The organism is Variovorax sp. YR752 (genome assembly GCF_943372545.1).
Genome location: NZ_CALRZC010000189.1, coordinates 1 through 16639 on the forward strand (window position 1 = coordinate 1; position 16639 = coordinate 16639).

The window sequence follows — 16639 nt, forward strand, 5'->3', positions numbered from 1 at the left end:
CTCGCGGTGGCGTCGCGCAGGCGCTCCAGGCTGTCGGTGACGGCGCGCTGCAGCACGCCGCCGGCCTCGGTGAGCCCGAGCGCGCGGTGGCGGCGCTCGAACAGCAGCACGCCCAGGCTGGCTTCGAGCTGCTGGATCTGCCGGCTCACGGCCGACTGCGTGAGGTGCAGTTCACCGGCCGCCAGCGTGAAGCTCAGCCGGCGCGCGGCGGCCTCGAAACTGCGCAGCAGCTCGAGCGGCGGGAGCTCGCCGGCAGGGGTTTTCGCATTCTCTGGAGGCATGCAACGAGTTCCGAATGACCGCGTGTAAGAGAGGGGGTGACTCACTATATTCATTCGTATCACGAATGCAATGGAGCTTCCCATGAGCACCGCCACCACCCCGTCTCCTTCCGCCTTTTCTTTCTCCTCGTCGACCTCGCGCTTCCACGTGAGCCTGCCGAGCCGCGCCGTCTTCGCCGTGCCCGACGGCGCGGGCGTGGGCATCGAGTGCCGCAGCGGCGCCGTGTGGATCACGCTCGACCGCGACCCGCGCGACATCGTGCTCGGGCCGGGCGAGCGCTTCGAGAGCACCGAGCACCGGCGCGTGCTGGTGTCGGCGCTGGAGTCGTCGTGCATCTCGGTGTCGGACGCGCAGCCCGCCGCGCTGCCGAACCCGGTCTCGCGGGCACAGGCGCGCGCGCGGTCGCCCTGGCGACTGCCGCTGCACGGCTTGTCCCCGACTTGACCACCGGCGCCATGGCCCCGTGACACACGCTTTCAGCGGAGCGCTCGCGTGACCGCGCCGCAACAGACACCGCAGCCCTGCGTGCGGTGCGAGCTGAACCCGAGCAAGCCCGTGCGCAACCGCACGGCCGGCGGGCCGGCCAGTCAGTGCGGGCGCGCGTTGATCTCGTCGGCGCCGATCAGTTCAGTCACCAGCACGGCCTCGGGGCCGTCGAGAAAATACTCCGCCTCGAGCGGCTCGCGCAGCCGCAGAAACTTGTCCTCGCCGACCTGCATGGTGTGGCCGGCGCCCATGTCGGCGCCGCTGTCGATCAGGTAGCGCAAGACGTTGCCGAACAGCTGGAAGTATTTCTCCCCTTCGTGGTGGCCTTCGGCCAGGGCCGCGAAATCGGGCTGGCCGAAGTGGTGCGCGCCATAGGTGCGCATCCAGACGCCTTGCACGCCTTCGACCTCGTACTTGACGAAGCCGCAGTACAGGGCCGGCAGGTCGAGGTGCCGCAACAGTTCGATGCTGTCGCCTTCGATGTCGGCGTCGAACACGGCCGCGGGCAGCGAGGTGTGGGCCGATTCGTTCAGCACCACCAGCGCACCGAGCCGGGCCAGCGCGCCGGCCACGGTCGCCAGGGCCACGTACTGTTCGAGCACCGAGGCCTCGTAGCCCGCGTAGTAGAGGATGACGTGGCTGCGGTGCGCGCGCACCTGGGCCTTGAGCTCTTGCGGATAGTGCGCGGGCGCCACGCAAACCTCGACCGATTCGGCCGGCATCGGCACATCGAAGCCGACCATCCGGACCACGTGGTTCTTCCAGCCCGCCAGCGCCAGAAAAGGGCCGGGGTCTTCGGTGATCTCGCAGCGCGCGTCGCCGGTGGAGCGGTGGTAGGCGCGCAATGCCTGCGCGAGCGCGGCGACATCGATGGTCAGCGCATCCGCGAACAAGACCGTCAGCGCGACGGTGTCGCCGGCCTCACCGGCCTCGGGGTTGGCGACCAATGCGCCGGTATCGCCCGGCTCGTCCTTGCGGCCAAAAAAACGGGAAAAAATGCTCACGCGCGGACTCCTTGGATGATGGGTGTGCCTGCAAATGGAGGGGGACGGCGCGGACCGGGTCGCACGCCATGTGCGTGGCCTTCATGGCCGACGCACAGCAACGAACTGTAATCGCGCGAAATTGCCAAACAGGCCATTGGCCTGCGGCCGGCGACTGCGCCAGAATGGCCTTCCCGCGAAGCGTTGCCACCCTGCGCCGGTCGCTTACCCGCACGGAGATTGCCCCATGAGCACTGCCATCCTCAACGCCTTCTACGCCCAGTCGGGCGGCGTCACCTCGGTCATCAACGCCTCGGCCTGCGGCGTGATCGAGACGGCGCGCCAGCACCCGGACCGCATCGGCACGCTCTATGCCGGTCGCAACGGCATCCTCGGCGCGCTCACCGAGGACCTGATCGACACCAGCGCCGAGCCGGCCGAGGCGATTGCGGCGCTGCGCACCACGCCCTCGGGCGCGTTCGGCTCGTGCCGCTACAAGCTCAAGTCGCTCGAAAAAAATCGCCGCGAGTACGAGCGACTGATCGAGGTGTTCAAGGCGCACGGCATCGGCTACTTCTTCTACAACGGCGGCGGCGATTCGGCCGACACCTGCTTCAAGGTGAGCCAGCTGTCGCAGTCGATGGGCTACCCGCTGCAGGCCATCCACGTGCCCAAGACCATCGACAACGACCTGCCGCTGACCGACTGCTGCCCGGGCTTCGGCTCGGTCGCGAAGTACGTGGCGGTGTCCACGCTCGAGGCCTCGTTCGACGTGCGCTCGATGGCCGCCACCTCCACCAAGGTGTTCGTGCTCGAGGTGATGGGCCGCCACGCGGGCTGGATCGCCGCGGCCGGCGGGCTGGTGGCCGACCATGGCATTCCGGTGGTGGTGCTGTTCCCCGAGATCGAGTTCGATGCGGCCCGCTTCCTGGCGCGCGTCGATGCGCTGGTGCAGCAGCACGGCTACTGCTCGGTGGTGGTGTCCGAAGGCTGCCATCACCCCGACGGCACCTTTCTCGCTGAACAGGGCGCGCGCGATGCCTTCGGCCATGCGCAGCTCGGCGGCGCGGCGCCGGTGGTCGCGCAGATGGTGAAGGAAGCGCTGGGCCACAAGTTCCACTGGGCGGTGGCCGACTACCTGCAGCGCGCGGCGCGGCACATCGCCTCGGCCACCGACGTGAAGCAGGCCTACGAGCTGGGCCAGCGCGCGGTCGAGCTGGCGCTCGAAGGCCGCAACGCGGTGATGCCGACCATCGAGCGCACGAGCGACGTGCCCTATGCCTACACGCTGGGCGCGGCGCCGCTCGAAGCGGTGGCCAACGTCGAGAAGCCGATGCCGCGCGATTTCATTTCGGACGACGGCTACGGCATCACCGAGAAGTGCCGCCGCTACCTGCTGCCGCTGATCGCGGGCGAGGACTATCCCGCCTACCGCGACGGCCTGCCGGTGTACGCGACGCTGCGCAACGTGGCGGTGCCGAAGAAGCTGCCGGCCTTCGCGCTCGCATGACTGCTGTCATCGACACCGCGCACTGCCCGCTGTGCGGCGAGGCGAACCGCTGCGCGATGGAGGTCGAGCGCGAGACCGGGCAGGCGCAGCCGCCTTGCTGGTGCATGTCCGCCGATTTTTCGCTGGCCCCGCTCGACACGCTGCCACCGGCGCTGCGCGGGCAGGCCTGCATCTGCGCGCGCTGCGCTGCGGGCCTGCCGCCGCTTCAGGACTGAGCGACGTCGCCCTGCGACTGGGATTGAGATTGGGATTGCGACTGCACCGGCGCGGGCTCGACAGCCTCCGCCGCAGGCGCCACCACATCCCCCGCCATCACCATCGTCGGCGCCGTGCCGCTGCGCTGCGCGGTGATCACACCGTGGATGAACTGCAGCTTGCCCACCGCCGCGCGCGGCAGCACGAAGGGGTAGTAGTCAGGCTGGCCCATGCTGCGCGACAGCTCGTTGAGCATGCTGGTCAGCAGCACCCAGCCGTTGATGAAGTCCAGAAACTTCGCGGCGTCGGGATGCTCGGGCTGCCACAGGTCGGCGGCGGTGAAGAGGTCGTTCTGCAGCTCGACGTTGCTCGCGTCGATGCCGAAGCTCATCGCCGTGTCGGCCGTGTCGGCCATGTGCAGGTAGTGGGCCCAGGTTTCGGCCCAGTCTTCCCACGGATGCATGCTCGCGTAGCTGCTGACGAAGCGCTGCGCCCAGTCGGGTGGCGGGCCCTGTTCGTAGTGCTGCTGCAGCGCGGCGCCGTAGTCGGCGCGCTCGTCGCCGAAGAGCGCGCGGAAGTCGTCGATCCACGGCGTGGGCAGCACCAGCAGGTCCCAGTAGTAGTGGCCGATCTCGTGGCGGAAGTGGCCCAGCAGCGTGCGGTAGGGCTCGTGCATCTCGGCGCGGATGCGCTCGCGCACGGCGTCTTCGGCCTCCTCGGCGTTGAGGGTGATCAGGCCCTGCTCGTGGCCCGTCATCACGTGCGGGCGGCCGGGCACGTTGCTGAGGAAATCGAAGGCCAGCCCGTGCACCGGGTCGGCATGGCGGCTCACCACCGGCAGGCCGAGCGCGAGCAGCTGCGAGATCAGCCGGCGCTTGGGCATCTCGAGCTTGCGCCAGAGTTCGCCGTTGGCCTCCACCGACAGATCGGGAATCGTGCGCGTGACGCTGCAGGCCAGGCAGTAGCCGGGCGCGTGGCCCTGCGTGTCGGCGGGAATGGTTTCGCCTTCGCGCGGCTGCGCCACCATCCAGTTGCAGGCGGCCGGCGTCATGAGGTTGGCGCAGCGGCGGTAGGTGGGGCCGTGCGGGTCGCCGAAGACGGTGAAGGTGTCGGGCAACGCGCCCTCGCCTTCGGCCGGTGCCAGCGGCACCACGCCGAGCCGGTCGATCACATAGCCCAGCGGCGTGAGGCAGGCCAGGCACTTGCTGTTGCGCAGGAACACGGGGCGCCCGCACTGGCAGCGGTAGGCGCGGCTGACGGTGGGCGCGGCGAGTTCGGTCGCGAGCGTGGGAGCGGCATCCGGCACGGCGGGGTCAACGGGATCGACGGGGTCGGCCGGATCATTGATGGGTTCTTGGATCGACGGATTCATGGCTTGTTTGTTCTTTTGATGGCTTGACGCTCAGGGGACAGCCGCCGCATTGTGCGACCCGCGCGCGCGGCGTCGGCCGCGCAAACACCGATATGCTTGTAGGACGACGGACCCGCGACCGTCCCTGCGCCGCCCCATGACCTCCCCACAAACACCCGATACGCCGCCCTCCATGGGTGTCCTTCGCGCCCGCTACGGCGAGCGCTACCGCTGGTACCTGCTGCTGTCGGTCATGGTCGGCACGATGGCGTCCATCATGTCCTCGACCATCGTCAACGTGGCGATCCCCGACATGAGCCACCACTTCGCGCTGGGCCAGGAGCGCGCGCAGTGGGTGAGCTCGGGCTTCATGGTGGCGATGACCGTGTCGATGCTCACCACGCCATGGCTGCTGTCGCGCTACGGCTATCGCCGCACCTACGTCGGCACGATGCTGTTACTGCTGGCTGGCGGCATCGTCGGCGGGCTGGCCAACCACTACCCGCTGGTGCTGCTGGCGCGCGTGGCCGAGGGGCTGGCGGCGGGCGTGGTGCAGCCCATTCCGGCCATCATCATCCTGCGCGCCTTCGAGCCGCACGAGCAGGGGCGCGCCAGCGGCATCTTCGGCATGGGCGTGGTGCTGGCGCCGGCCATCGGGCCGAGCATCGGCGGCGTGCTGGTCGACCTGTTCGGCTGGCGCTCGATCTTCTTCATGGTGGTGCCCTTCTGCCTGGCCTCAATCTGGCTGGCCTACAAGTTCGTGCCCAAGACCGCGCCCGGCGGTGTGGCCGCGGCACGCGGCAGCGGGCTCGATGCGCGCGGGCTGGCGCTGGGCACGGTGGGCACGCTGTGCCTGCTGAACGGGCTGGTCGAGCTGCGCGGCGACTCGCCGCTGCAGGCCGCGCTGCTGCTGGCCGGTGCGCTCATTGCTTTTGTCGCCTTCGTGTGGTGGCAGCGCCGGCTCATGGCCTCGGGCGGGGCGCCGCTGATGAACCTCGCGCTCTTTCGCTACCGCCAGTTCGCCATGGGCAGCCTGGTCGCCTTCATCTACGGCACCGCGCTGTTCGGCTCGACCTACCTGCTGCCGGTGTACATGCAGGTGGGGCTGCACCTGTCGGCCTCGCACGTGGGCACCACCCTGCTGCCGGCCGGCATCGTGCTGGCCTTCACCATCGCGGGCGTGGGCCGACTGGCCGACAAGCAACCGACCTGGCTGCTGGTGAGCATCGGCCTGGCGCTGCTGGCGGTGTCGTTCGCGCTCATGGCCGTGCTGCGGCTGGACAGCCCGCTGTGGCTGCTGGTGGTGTTCGCGATCGTCGGGCGCATCGGGCTGGGCTTCATCCTGCCCTCGCTCAACTTGGGGTCGATGCGCCCGCTGGCCAAGCCGCTCATCCCGCAGGGCGCCAGCGCGATCAGCTTCGTGCGCATGCTCGGCGGCGCGGTCGGCGTGAGCCTGTGCGCCATCATTCTCGAATGGCGCCTGGCGGCGCACGGCGACTCGCTCGCCAACCCGGTGAGCACCCCGGCGCGGCTGGCGGCGTTCGACGAGGTGTTCCTGATGCTGGCCGGCCTGTGCGCGCTGGCCGTCTGCGCGGCCTGGCAGCTGCGCGAGAAACCCGACGAGGACACGGCGCAACACAGGGGGTAAACCCCGGCGGCGCAAGAGGACGCTTTCGCTTTCAATTGTTATCAGTTGTATCTAAAAGCGGAATCGGTTCCATGCATCGCAGACGTTTTCTCGCCGCCTCGGCCGCGGCGACGGCCGGACTCGGCCCCCTCCTTTCCTTGCCTTCCACCGCCCTGGCCGCCGAGAACGGCGTCAGCGACGGCGAGATCGTGCTCGGCCACACCGGCTCCTGAGCGGGCCGCTGGGCGCGCCCATCAAGGTCGTGATGGCCGGCGCCGGGCTGGCCTTCGACGCAGTCAATGCGCAGGGCGGGCTCGCGGGCCGCAAGCTCAAGCTGGTCTCGCTCGACGACGAACTCAAGCCCGAGAAGGCCGTCGCCAACTACGAGAAGCTGCTCGCCGAGCACCGCGCCTTCGCCTTCTTCGGCTGCGTGGGCTCGGGCACCACGGCCGCCGCCGCCAAGGTGCTGGGCCAGAGCGGCGCGCCGATGGTCGGCGGCTACGCGGTGTCGGACTCGGCGCGCGAGAAGGTCGCGGGCGCGGGTTATTTCGTGCGCGCCACCTTCGCGCGCGAGGCGCAGGCACTGGTGCAGCACCTGACCACCATCGGCGTCTCACGCATCGCCGTGGCCTACCTGGACAACCCCGGCGGCGCCGAAGTGGCGCGGCTGGTAGAGACAGCGCTCGACACGCTCAAGCTCAAGCCCGTGGCCGCGGTGCCCGTCAAAGGCGACGGCACGACCAACGAGGCCGCGGGCAAGGCACTGGCCGACAGCCAGGCGCAGGCCGTGCTCATGTACCTGGGCGGCGGCATCGGCGGCGAGGTCATGAAGAGCGCCTGGAGCGCCGGCGGTCGCCAGATGTTCTACGGCATGTCGATCGTGCCGGGCGACGTCACCGCCAAGCTCGTCGGCGACAAGACCAGCGGCCTGGCCATCTCGCAGATCGTGCCCTACCCCTGGAGCGAGGTCGACGCCACCGCCCGCGAATACCGCCAGCTGGCCGAACGCGCCAAGGTCGACATCGGCTACCTGAGCTACGAAGGCTATGTGAACGCGCTCGTGATGATCGAAGCCCTGCGCCGCACCGGCCGCGACCTCACGCGCGCCAAGCTGCACGCCACGCTGAAGGCGATGAAGCTGCGCATCGGCAACATGGAGATCGACTTCACCGGCGCGAGCAACACGGGCTCGCGCTTCATCGAGATGGTGCGGGTGACGAAGGAAGGGCGGTTCCTGCGATAGGCGGCAGCTCGAACAGGTTGGCGTACCGGGAACTGCTTGCGCAAACCGGCGAGCCTTGCGGCTCCCTGCCCGAGCCGCCAAATAATGGAGGTATGAACGACAAACCCGGGTCTGCTCACAACCCCAGCTGCGTGAGCGCCCAGGCCACCGTGCCCAGCTGCATCACGTTCAGCACCATCCCCGCGATGTGGAGCTTGCGGAACTGCACGATCGACGTGCCCGTCGCCGGGATCGTGTGGCGCAGCACGTCCATGCGCGGAATGATGAGCCAGCGGCGCAGCGCGAAGGCCAGGCCGGCAATGAAGGCCATGCCGACCGCGAAGAAAGGCTTGCCGCACCACGCATAGCTGAGCGCCGCCGCGCTCGCGGTCAGCACCACGGCCACGTAGTAGACGTTGAACAGGCCGCGGATGAAGCGCGAATCCAGCGGGGTGTCGTGCGAGAGCACGAGCAAGGGCAGCGAGCCCATCATGAAGAACCCCATCCAGACCAGCAGGATGACGGTCGCCATGAGCGCAACGACGATGGGAAGCATCTTGGATAACCCTCCGCGGCGCGCAAGCATACGCCCGGGCGGGCGCTCGTGCGGCACCGTCGGGGGCCTGCGGGCCAAGGGGAATCCCGGGGTCTGGCCGACCGCAACTTTGCCGATTCTTGATACCGGCGCGGCGAGGCGATCGCTATCGTCGATCGCCATATGTCCGCCACCCTGCCGCCCTTGCCGAGCGCCCGCGCGCTCGCCGCCGCCCTGCAACACCGCGAGCTCTCGTGCCGCGAACTGATGCAGACCTGCCTCGCGCGCATCGAGCGCCTCAACCCGCAGGTCAACGCGCTGGTCTCGCTGCAGCCTGCCGAGGAGATGCTGCGCCAGGCCGACGCCTGCGATGCACAGCGCGCGCGCGGCGACGCGGTGGGCCGGCTGCATGGCTTCCCGATGGCGCCGAAGGATTTCGTCGCCACCGCCGGCCTGCCGACCACCATGGGCAGCCCGGTGTTCGCGAAGCAGGTCACGCCGCACGACGCGATCATGGTCGAGCGCCTGCGCCGCGCCGGTGCCGTGTTCGTGGGGCGCAGCAACACGCCCGAGTTCGGCCTGGGCTCGCACACCTACAACACGGTGTTCGGCACCACGCGCAACGCGTGGAACCTCGACCACGCGGCCGGTGGCAGCAGCGGCGGCGCCGCGGTGGCGCTCGCGCTGCACATGCTGCCGGTGGCCGACGGCAGCGACATGATGGGTTCGCTGCGCAACCCCGCAGCCTGGAACCATGTCTACGGCCTGCGCCCGTCGCTGGGCCGCGTGCCCGTCGGGCCGGGGCCGGAGCTGTTCTTCCAGCAGCTGGGCTGCGAAGGGCCGATGGGCCGCACGCCCGAGGACGTGGCCTGGCTGCTGTCGGTGCAGGCCGGCTACGACGCGCGCTCGCCGCTGAGCCTGGCCGGTGATGGCGAGGCCTTCGCGCAACCGCTCGATGCGGAGCTGCGCGGCCAGCGCATCGCCTGGCTCGGCGACCTCGGCGGCCACCTGCCGATGGACCCGGGTGTGATGGCGCTGTGCGAATCGGCGCTGAGGCATTTCGACACGCTGGGCTGCAGCGTTGCGCCTGCCGCACCCACCTTCGACTTCGATGCGCTGTGGACCGCCTGGCTGCGCCTGCGCGGCTTCATCGTCGCCGGCGCATTGCGCGGGCTGCATGCCGACCCGGCCACGCGCACGCAGCTCAAGCCCGAGGCCTGCTGGGAGATCGAACAGGGCGAACGCCTGAGCGCCGCCGCGCTGCATGAGGCGGCTGTCACGCGCACGCAGTGGCATGCCGCGCTGCTGCAGCTCTTCGAACGCTTCGACTTCCTGGTGCTGCCGGCCGCGCAGGTGTTCCCGCTGCCGGTCGACGTGCACTGGCCGCGCGAAGTCGGCGGCCGCGGCATGGACACCTACCACCGCTGGATGGAAGTGACCATCGGCCCGTCGCTCGCCGGCCTGCCCGCGATGGCGATCCCGGCCGGCTTCTCGCAGGCCGAGGGCACGCGCGGCCTGCCGATGGGCTTGCAGCTCATCGGCCGCCCCGGCGCCGACCTCGACGTGCTGCGCATGGCGCACGGCTGGCACCAGGCCGTGCCCTTCGCGAACGTGCAGTCGCCGCTGCTGCAGCAGTAGCAGCAACAACAAGCCCCCCTGTTTCCGTACTCCGACACATCACACACAACCCGAGGAGAGAACCCATGCGCAGACGTTCGTTGATGGCTGCCGGCCTGGCCGCCGGCCTGTCCCCCTTCACCTTGCCCGCCCTGGCCCAGGGCCTGGGCGGCAAGACCCTGAACCTGATCGTGCCCTACCCTGCGGGCGGCGGCTCCGACATCAACGCACGGCTGGCCGCGCCCGAACTGTCGCGTCTGCTGGGCCAGCCGGCCATCGTCGACAACGTGCCCGGCGCCAGCGGCTCGCTCGGCGTGATGAAGGCGGCGAACGCACCGGCCGACGGCTCGGCGCTGCTGCTCGGCTCGCCGATGGAGCTGATGCTCACGCCGCTCACGCTCAGCAGCGCGCGCTACAAGGCCGAAGACTTCCGGCCCATCGGCGTGATGGCCGTCACCTCGATGGTGCTGCTGGCACGCAAGGACCTGGGCGCAGGCAGCGTCGACGAACTCATCGCGCTGCTGCGCCGCCCCGACACCAAGGAGCTGAGCTACGGCAGCATCGGCCCCGGCTCGCTGTACCACCTGCTGGGCGAACGCTTCATGCAGCAGACGGGCACGAAGATGCTGCACGTGCCCTACAAGGGCTTCGCGCCGCTGGTGAACGACCTGCTGGGCGGACAGATCGACCTGGTGTTTGCACCGCTGGCCGGCAACGTGCCCGACCTGCTGGACGCCGGCAAGGTCAAGGCGCTGGGCATTGCGGCCTCGGCGCCGCACGAGCGCTTCACGGCCATTCCGCTGATCCGCAACAGCAAGGGCCTGGACGACTTCGTCTACAGCCTGTGGGCGGGCATCCAGGTGTCGCACCGCGTGCCCGAGGACGCGCAGCAGCGGCTGCACACGGCCTTCAACCAGATGATGCGCAAGCCCGAGCTGCGCCGCGCGCTCGAACTCGGCGGCGCCAAGGTGGCTCCCGAACAGTCGCTGGCCGAACTGCGCCGCGACTACCAGGCCGACATGGAGCGCTACCGCGCCATCGCCAAGTCGGTCCAACTTCGTCCGGAGTAAAGAGAGATGAAAGACATGAAGACCACCGCCTTCTTTCACGACGAACGCACCTTCTGGCACGTGCCCGGCGGGCTGCATGCCCTGTTCCTGCCGGTGGGCGGCTGGGTGCAGCCCATGGCCGGCAGCGGCATGGCCGAGTCGCCCGACTCCAAGCGCCGCATCAAGTCGCTGATGGACGTGTCGGGCCTCACCGCGCAACTCGATGTGTTGAGCGCACCGATGGCCAGCGAAGAAGATTTGCAGCGCGTGCACCCCACCAGCTACCTGCAGCAGTTCAAGGCCGCCAGCGACGCCGGCGGCGGCGACCTCGGCGAGTTCGCGCCCTTCGGCCCGGGCAGCTACGAGATCGCGAAGCTCTCCACCGGCCTGGCCATTGCCGCGATGGACAGCGTGCTGCAGGGCCGCCACCGCAACGCTTTTGCGCTCACGCGCCCGCCGGGCCACCACTGCCTGCGCGAGCACAGCATGGGCTTCTGCCTGTTCAACAACATCGCGGTCGCCATCGAGACCATGAAGGCGCGCCACGGCGTGGGCCGGGTGGCCGTGATCGACTGGGACGTGCACCACGGCAACGGCACGCAGCAGATCTTCTACGACCGCCCCGACGTGCTCACGTTGTCGCTGCACCAGGAAAACTGCTTTCCGCCCGGCTACAGCGGCGCCGAAGACCGCGGCACGGGCGCGGGGCTGGGCTTCAACGTGAACATCCCGCTGCAGCCCGGCGGCGGGCACGCGGCCTACATGCACGCCTTCGAGCGCATCGTGACGCCGGTGATCGACCGCTACCGGCCCGAGTTGATCGTGGTGGCGAGCGGGCTGGACGCCAACGGCGTCGATCCGCTGGCGCGCATGCAGCTGCACTCCGAGTCGTTCCGCCAGATGATGCGGCAGGTCAACGCGCTGGCCGCGAAGCACTGCGACGGGCGCGTGGTGGTGGTGCACGAGGGCGGCTACGCAGAAGCCTGCGTGCCCTTCTGCGGACTCGCGGTGGTCGAAGAACTGTCGGGTCACCGCACCGAGGTGGAAGACCCGTTCGGCGAGCTCCTCGGGCTGCAGCAGCCGTCGGCGCGCTTCGATGCGTTCCAGCGTGAATTGATGGGCGAGATGGCGGCGTTGCACGGGCTCTGAGCCGGCCGGCGCATGGACTAAGCTCGCCGGCGACGGCCCGAATGGGGCCGCGCTTTCTGCTTCACCGTCCATGCCCCGTTTCATCACCCGCCGCGCCGTCGTCGTTCTCACTGCCCTCGTTCTCATCGCTCTGCTCGGCCTGTGGGGCGCGAGCCGCTTCAACGTCAACCCGACGCACGCACCCGGCGAGGTGATCGACCAGTTCGAGGGCGTGCCGGTGTACTACAACGGCGCCATCAACCACGTGGACGGCCGCAGCCTCGCGCCCGACGGCTACAACATCGGCCTGCGCTGGCAGTGCGTGGAGTTCGTCAAGCGCTACTACTACGAGCGGCACCAGCACCGCATGCCCGAGGCGCGCGGCCATGCCAAGGCCTTCTTCGACGCAGCCGTGGCGGACGGCGCGCTGAACACGGCGCGCAACCTGGTGCAGCACCGCAACGGCGGCGCGAGTGCGCCGGCCGTGGGCGACATCGTGGTGTTCGCGCCGTGGCTCTTCAATCCCTACGGCCACGTGGCGATCGTGTCGCGCGTGGACGCCGATGCGGTCGAGATCGTGCAGCAGAACCCCGGGCCCTTCGGCACCTCGCGCGAGCGCCTGCCGCTGGCGCTCGCTCAGGGGCGCACGCACCTGGGCACCGAACGCGTGCTCGGGTGGCTGCGGCTGCCTGCCGCCTCCCCGAAACTCTGAATCGCGGTCTAATCACAGCCATGTGCCAATTGCTAGGGATGAACTGCAACACGCCGACCGACGTGACCTTCAGCTTCACGGGGTTCGCGCAGCGCGGTGGCCGCACCGACCACCATGCCGACGGCTGGGGCATCGCGTTCTTCGAAGACCGCGGGCTGCGCCACTTCGTCGACCACCAACCGGCCTGCGAGTCGCCGGTGGCCGAGCTGATCCGGCGCTACCCGATTCAAAGCCGCAACGTCATCGCGCACATCCGCAAGGCGACGCAGGGCGAGGTCAACCTGCAGAACTGCCACCCGTTCGTGCGCGAGCTGTGGGGCCGTTACTGGGTGTTCGCCCACAACGGCGACCTGAAGGACTTCCGTCCGCGCCTGCACGGCAACTTCCACCCGGTGGGCAACACCGACAGCGAGCACGCCTTCTGCTGGATCATGCAGGAGCTGGCCAAGTCGCACGCGGGCGTGCCCAGCGTCGAGGAGCTCACGCTCACGCTGCGCGAACTGGCACCGCAGCTCGCGGCGCACGGCACCTTCAACTTCATGCTGTCGAACGGGCAGGCGCTGTGGGCGCATGCCTCCACGAACCTCTGGTACGTGGAACGCCGCCACCCCTTCGTGACGGCGCAGCTCTCGGACGAAGACCTGGAAATCGACTTCGCCCAGCACACCACGCCCACCGACCGCGTGGCCGTGGTGGTGACCGCGCCGCTCACCACCAACGAGACCTGGACGCCCTTCACCTCGGGCGAGTTGCATGTGTTCGTGGACGGCCAACGGATGCCACGCTGAGGCCTGAGATTCAGTCTTTTGGCTGACACTTTTTTGCAACAGTGCAAGAAAGTATCGATGAGTGAGTGCAAACAATGAACAATAACTGTTCTCATTTGCATACGGTCGATCTTTCATGTCCGCACCTCGTTTCTTCCTCCGCCCGACCGTGGCCGCCTCGCTGCTGGCCCTTCACGCCCTGACGGCCCTGGCGCAAACGCCGGCCGCCGAAACTGCGGCTCCCGCCAGCGGCACGCTGAGCACCGTCACCGTCGAAGCCAGCGCCGACGCCTCGGCCGAAGGCCTGACCAAGCCCTTCGCGGGCGGGCAGGTGGCGCGCGGCGGGCGCGTGGGCATCCTGGGCAACCAGGACATGATGGATTCGCCCTTCTCGAGCACCAGCTACACGCACGAGCTGATCCAGAACCAGCAGGCCAAGAGCGTGGCCGACGTGCTGCAGAACGACCCGTCGGTGCGCGTGGCGCGCGGCTTCGGCAACTTCCAGGAGTCGTACTTCATTCGCGGCTTCGTGGTGAATTCGGACGACATCGCCTACAACGGCCTGTACGGCCTGCTGCCGCGCCAGTACATCTCGTCGGAGCTGTTCGAGCGCGTCGAGGTGCTGCGCGGTGCGAGCGCCTTCCTGAACGGCGCCACGCCCACGGGCGGCGGCATCGGCGGCAACATCAACCTGCTGCCCAAGCGCGCGCCGAACGACCCGCTAACGCAGGTCACGCTCGGCACGGCCAGCGGCTCGCAGAGCTATGTGTCGACCGACATCGCACGCCGCTTCGGCCCCGACCAGAGCCTGGGCGTGCGCCTGAACGCGGCCCACCGCGACGGCGGCACGGGCGTGAACGCCGAGCAGGTGAAGCTCGACGTGGCCTCGGTCGGCTTCGACTGGCGCAGCCGCAACGCGCGCATCTCGGCAGACCTCGGCCACCAGGAACACCGGCTGTCGCGCACGCGCCCGAACGTGACGCTCGGCGCCGGCGTCACGCGCGTGCCGTCGGCCCCCGACAACCAGCTCAACTACGCGCAGCCCTGGACCTACTCCAACGAGCGCGACACCTTCGGCTCGCTGCGCGGCGAGTACGACATCACCGACAACGTGACGGCCTGGATCGCGGGCGGCGCGCGCAAGAGCCACGAGGGCAATTCGCTGGCCGGTCTCACGCTGACGAACAACCTCGGCGCGGGCAACATGTCGCGCTTCGAGAACCAGCGCCAGGACAACACCCGCACGGCCGAAGCCGGCGTGCGCGGCAAGTTCACGACCGGCCCGGTGAACCACTCGGTGGTGGCCTCGTACTCGTACTACCAGCTCAAGGAGAAGAACGCCTACAAGTGGGACTTCTTCAACAACCTGAAGAGCAACCTGTACGCGCCCGTCGGCTACCCCATTCCGGCCTACACGGCGAGCGCGTTCCGCGGCAACGACATGGACAACCCCGCGCTGCTGACCCAGACGCGCCTGAGCAGCCTGGCGATCGGCGACACGCTGTCCTTCCTGGACGACCGCGCGCAGCTCACGCTCGGCGTGCGCCGCCAGAAGCTCGAAAGCACCGACTTCGCCTACGACACCGGCAAGCCCACCACGTATGAGAAGAGCCGCACCAGCCCGATGGCCGGCTTCGTGTTCAAGCTGCAGCCGCAGGTGTCGCTGTACGCGAACTACATCGAGGGCCTGAGCAAGGGCGACACCGCGCCCACGGTGTCGACCAGCGGCGCCGTGCGCAACGCGGGCACGCAGCTCTCGCCCTATGTGTCGAAGCAGAAAGAGATCGGCATCAAGTTCGACGGCGGCCGCATCGGCGGCGGCCTGGCCTTCTTCACGACCGACAAGCCGCGCGCCCTCATCAACAGCGCCGGCTACTACGTGGCCGAAGGCCGCGACCGCCACCAGGGCCTGGAGCTGACTGCGTTCGGTGAAGCGACCAAGGGCGTGCGCCTGATGGGCGGCATCACCTTCCTGGACGCCAAGCAGCGCGCCACGGGCGACGCCTCGACGGACGGCCGCCGCGTCATCGGCATCGCGAAGACGCAGGGCACCTTGGGTCTGGAATGGGACGTGCCGGGCGTGCGCGGCCTGTCGCTCGACGGCCGCGTGGTGTCCACGGGCCCGAGCTATGCCGACGCCACCAACACGCTGCGCGTGCCGGGCTGGACGCGCTTCGACCTCGGCGCCCGCTACCTCACCGAGGTGGCCGGCAAGCTGGTGACGGTGCGCGCGCGCATCGACAACCTGACCAACCGCAACCACTGGGCCTCGGTGGGCGGCTACCCGAACAACGGCTACCTGGTGCTGGGCGCGCCGCGCACCTTCACGCTGTCGGCGTCGGTCGACTTCTGATCATTCAGGCCGAGGCCAGGTGCGCCTCGAGCGCGTCGATGAACATCTTCGGCACGTCGAAGCCGGTCTGTTCGGTGATCTCCTGAAAGCAGGTCGGGCTGGTCACGTTGATCTCGGTGACCGCATCGCCGATCACGTCGAGGCCGATCAGCAGCAGCCCGCGCGGCGCGAGCACCTTGCCGATCGCTTCGGCGATCTCGCGGTTGCGCGCCGTGAGCGGCTGGGCCACGCCCTTGCCGCCGGCCGCGAGGTTGCCGCGCACCTCGGTGCCCTGCGGAATGCGCGCCAGCACGAAGGGCGCCGGCTCGCCCGCGATGATCAGGATGCGCTTGTCGCCCTGCGTCACCTCGGGCACGAAGCGCTGCACCATGATGGTTTCGGCGCCGTCCTTGTTGAGCGTCTCGACGATGGAGCCGAGGTTCAGCGCGTCCTGCTTCACGCGGAAGATGCCCATGCCACCCATGCCGTCGAGCGGCTTGAGGATGATGTCGCCATGCTCGGCATGGAAGTCGCGCACGGCCTGCGCACTGCGCGTGACCAGCGTGGGCGTGACGAACTGCGGAAACTCCATGATCGCGAGCTTCTCGGGATGGTCGCGCAGCGCGCGCGGCGAGTTGACCACCTTCGCGCCCTCGCGCTCGGCCTGCTGCAGCAGGTGCGTCGAGTAGATGTACTCGGCGTCGAAAGGCGGGTCCTTGCGCATCAGCACGGCGTCGAAATCTTTCAGCGCCTTCGACTCGATGATGTCGACGTGGTACCAGTCCTTCGCGTCGCCCGTGAGCGTGATCTGCTGCACCACGGCCGAGACGAGGCCGCCCGAGG

At 69.0% G+C, this 16639-nt stretch carries 17 protein-coding genes; 12 read left to right on the forward strand and 5 right to left on the reverse strand.

Annotation, left to right across the window (positions count from 1 at the left end; translation table 11 throughout):
• Nucleotides 1-281 (reverse strand): LysR family transcriptional regulator (locus AAG801_RS31155; RefSeq protein ID WP_341891867.1); only part of this gene is annotated, 281 nt, incomplete at its 3' end.
• An 82-nt stretch (nucleotides 282-363) separates the two neighbouring features.
• Here AAG801_RS31155 and AAG801_RS31160 point away from each other — a divergent pair.
• Entirely contained in the window at nucleotides 364-726 is a 363-nt protein-coding gene (locus AAG801_RS31160) for a DUF2917 domain-containing protein (protein ID WP_192194655.1), read from the forward strand.
• A gap of 143 nt (nucleotides 727-869) precedes the next feature.
• Here AAG801_RS31160 and AAG801_RS31165 read toward each other — a convergent pair whose 3' ends face one another.
• Entirely contained in the window at nucleotides 870-1772 is a 903-nt protein-coding gene (locus AAG801_RS31165) for a DUF4261 domain-containing protein (RefSeq protein ID WP_341891868.1), read from the reverse strand.
• A 226-nt stretch (nucleotides 1773-1998) separates the two neighbouring features.
• Between AAG801_RS31165 and AAG801_RS31170 the strand changes: the two genes are divergently transcribed.
• Complete coding sequence (locus tag AAG801_RS31170) at nucleotides 1999-3261, forward strand: 6-phosphofructokinase (protein WP_341891869.1); 1263 nt, start codon at nucleotides 1999-2001, stop codon at nucleotides 3259-3261.
• Entirely contained in the window at nucleotides 3258-3476 is a 219-nt protein-coding gene (locus tag AAG801_RS31175; protein ID WP_341891870.1) for a cysteine-rich CWC family protein, read from the forward strand. Before AAG801_RS31170 ends, AAG801_RS31175 begins: the two co-directional genes overlap by 4 nt.
• Here the strand turns inward: AAG801_RS31175 and AAG801_RS31180 are convergent.
• Complete coding sequence (locus AAG801_RS31180; RefSeq protein ID WP_341891871.1) at nucleotides 3467-4828, reverse strand: putative zinc-binding metallopeptidase; 1362 nt, start codon at nucleotides 4826-4828, stop codon at nucleotides 3467-3469. The two genes, AAG801_RS31175 and AAG801_RS31180, sit on opposite strands and share 10 nt — an antisense overlap.
• A 136-nt stretch (nucleotides 4829-4964) precedes the next feature.
• Between AAG801_RS31180 and AAG801_RS31185 the strand changes: the two genes are divergently transcribed.
• From AAG801_RS31185 to AAG801_RS31195, 3 genes are all read left to right on the forward strand, one after another.
• Entirely contained in the window at nucleotides 4965-6455 is a 1491-nt protein-coding gene (locus tag AAG801_RS31185) for a DHA2 family efflux MFS transporter permease subunit (RefSeq protein ID WP_341891872.1), read from the forward strand.
• Between the two features lie 71 nt (nucleotides 6456-6526).
• The gene (locus AAG801_RS31190; RefSeq protein ID WP_341891873.1) at nucleotides 6527-6667 is read left to right on the forward strand and encodes a twin-arginine translocation signal domain-containing protein; all 141 of its coding nucleotides are present in this window, start codon (nucleotides 6527-6529) and stop codon (nucleotides 6665-6667) included.
• A 32-nt stretch (nucleotides 6668-6699) separates the two neighbouring features.
• A complete protein-coding gene (locus AAG801_RS31195; protein ID WP_341891874.1) occupies nucleotides 6700-7677 on the forward strand; it encodes an ABC transporter substrate-binding protein in 978 nt (325 codons plus the stop codon).
• 115 nt (nucleotides 7678-7792) lie between these two features.
• Here AAG801_RS31195 and AAG801_RS31200 read toward each other — a convergent pair whose 3' ends face one another.
• Nucleotides 7793-8212: a hypothetical protein gene (locus AAG801_RS31200; RefSeq protein WP_192194643.1), complete on the reverse strand. Its 420-nt coding sequence runs from the start codon at nucleotides 8210-8212 to the stop codon at nucleotides 7793-7795.
• A gap of 162 nt (nucleotides 8213-8374) precedes the next feature.
• On the opposite strand from AAG801_RS31200, the gene AAG801_RS31205 reads away from it, so the two are divergent.
• From AAG801_RS31205 to AAG801_RS31230, 6 genes are all read left to right on the forward strand, one after another.
• Nucleotides 8375-9829, forward strand: a complete 1455-nt coding sequence (locus AAG801_RS31205; RefSeq protein ID WP_341891875.1) for an amidase — start codon at nucleotides 8375-8377, stop codon at nucleotides 9827-9829.
• Between the two features lie 65 nt (nucleotides 9830-9894).
• Nucleotides 9895-10878, forward strand: coding sequence for a tripartite tricarboxylate transporter substrate binding protein (locus tag AAG801_RS31210; RefSeq protein ID WP_341891876.1), 984 nt, complete (start codon nucleotides 9895-9897; stop codon nucleotides 10876-10878).
• Between the two features lie 15 nt (nucleotides 10879-10893).
• On the forward strand, nucleotides 10894-12006 hold the full coding sequence (locus AAG801_RS31215; RefSeq protein ID WP_341891877.1) for a class II histone deacetylase: 1113 nt from the start codon (nucleotides 10894-10896) through the stop codon (nucleotides 12004-12006).
• A 70-nt stretch (nucleotides 12007-12076) separates the two neighbouring features.
• Entirely contained in the window at nucleotides 12077-12697 is a 621-nt protein-coding gene (locus AAG801_RS31220) for a CHAP domain-containing protein (RefSeq protein WP_341891878.1), read from the forward strand.
• A 20-nt stretch (nucleotides 12698-12717) separates the two neighbouring features.
• Nucleotides 12718-13485, forward strand: a complete 768-nt coding sequence (locus tag AAG801_RS31225; protein WP_056584331.1) for a class II glutamine amidotransferase — start codon at nucleotides 12718-12720, stop codon at nucleotides 13483-13485.
• A gap of 115 nt (nucleotides 13486-13600) precedes the next feature.
• Nucleotides 13601-15817 (forward strand): TonB-dependent receptor, encoded by a 2217-nt coding sequence (locus AAG801_RS31230; protein WP_341891879.1) that lies wholly within the window; start codon nucleotides 13601-13603, stop codon nucleotides 15815-15817.
• A 4-nt stretch (nucleotides 15818-15821) separates the two neighbouring features.
• On the opposite strand, the gene gshB is transcribed toward AAG801_RS31230, so the two are convergent.
• Nucleotides 15822-16639, reverse strand: an 818-nt coding sequence (gene gshB / locus AAG801_RS31235) for a glutathione synthase (protein ID WP_341891880.1), incomplete at its 5' end; no start/stop codon positions are given.